The following is a 1262-nucleotide window of genomic DNA, read 5'->3' on the forward strand; positions in this document are numbered from 1 at the left end:
TCTTGAAAAGTAGATTAAAAAGCTAAGAATAATTAAATCAATAAAGAGCTAGATTGGCTACTTTAGACACTTATTTTTCTGCAATTGTTACTCTACTTTTCAAGGCTGATTTTCTCTGATTTTTTCGGTTTCAGCACTAATTTCACTGTTAAATTTGTACCAGCTTTTCCTTTTGGAATATATAGATTACCTCCCCCTTCAAAGTTAAGATCAACTTCCACCTCAGCTTGTTCAATTTCCAAATCTTTATTAATTTCTTGCCAAGTCTCAGTAATTGGACGACTAATATTTATTAATATAGGTTTAACTTTAGCAAAACTAGATTTAACTTGTTTAATAACATTAGTAGAAATTGGTTTTGCTTCATTCTCTGGAACTTCTGCCTCAACCAAAATCCCATCTTCTAGTTTAATTAATCTGGTGGCCATATATGTTTATTACTGAATCTAATTGCTATTCTATTCAAGCACATTTCAGTGATTTTCAGAATAATAGACATCTCCTCCAAAAGAGGGAGCAGGGAGAAATAATTGATGTATCTATTGGGATGATTGATTTTATTTTTTATTATTGGAGATGTCTAATGTATAGATATAGAAAAACTAAACTTGGTTACTACTAATTATTATTGGTGTGTTGCAACAAACCCCACAGAATTAAATACTACTTGGGTTTAAATCCCCGACTTCTAGCTTGTTGTTTAATTTTAGGAGGGGTTTCTTATCCCCTTTCCGTACTGGACGCTCAAAGCTGACCGCTGATTGCTGAACTGCTAAATGCTTTTTAATTTGGTGATTCTAGTGCTGTTTTCAGGGTGTGCCAACTTAGTAAAACACATTTAATTCTGATGGGAAATTGGGAAACTCCTTGAAAGATATTTAGTTTTGGTAAATTATCGGAAAGACTAATTTCTCCTTTGAGCATTTGACGAAATTTTTCTGTGATTTCTAATGCTTCTTCTCTAGTTTTTCCTAACAATATTTCTGCCATTAAATCTGCGGAAGCAATAGTTAATACACAACCTTTCCCTTGAAATTTTATATCTTCTATAATTTGCTTTGTTTGACTAAATTTTATTGTTAGTTCAATCCGATCGCCACATAAGGGGTTATCTCCTATTTGATAGCGGTCTATAGGGTTTGTTTTTCCTCTGTTTTGTGGATATTTAGCCCGTTCAAGAATTGTTTGATGTTGGAGGTTACGAAGATGGTTTTGAGTATTCATAGGTGTTAGATGGTAGGTTTTAGGTGTGATATCAACCG

At 33.0% G+C, this 1262-nt stretch carries 2 protein-coding genes; both read right to left on the minus strand.

All coding sequences use genetic code 11. The annotated features are described in order from the left end of the window. Positions 1-92 precede the first annotated feature (92 nt). Complete coding sequence (locus F6K13_RS33790; protein ID WP_124144357.1) at positions 93-428, minus strand: CU044_2847 family protein; 336 nt, start codon at positions 426-428, stop codon at positions 93-95. A 355-nt stretch (positions 429-783) separates the two neighbouring features. Next, the coding region (gene sufU, locus F6K13_RS33795) for a Fe-S cluster assembly sulfur transfer protein SufU (RefSeq protein WP_353735761.1) at positions 784-1262 on the minus strand (479 nt) is incomplete at its 5' end.

This window comes from Okeania sp. SIO2B9 (assembly GCF_010672505.1).
GTDB classification, from domain to species: Bacteria; Cyanobacteriota; Cyanobacteriia; order Cyanobacteriales; family Microcoleaceae; genus Okeania; species Okeania hirsuta.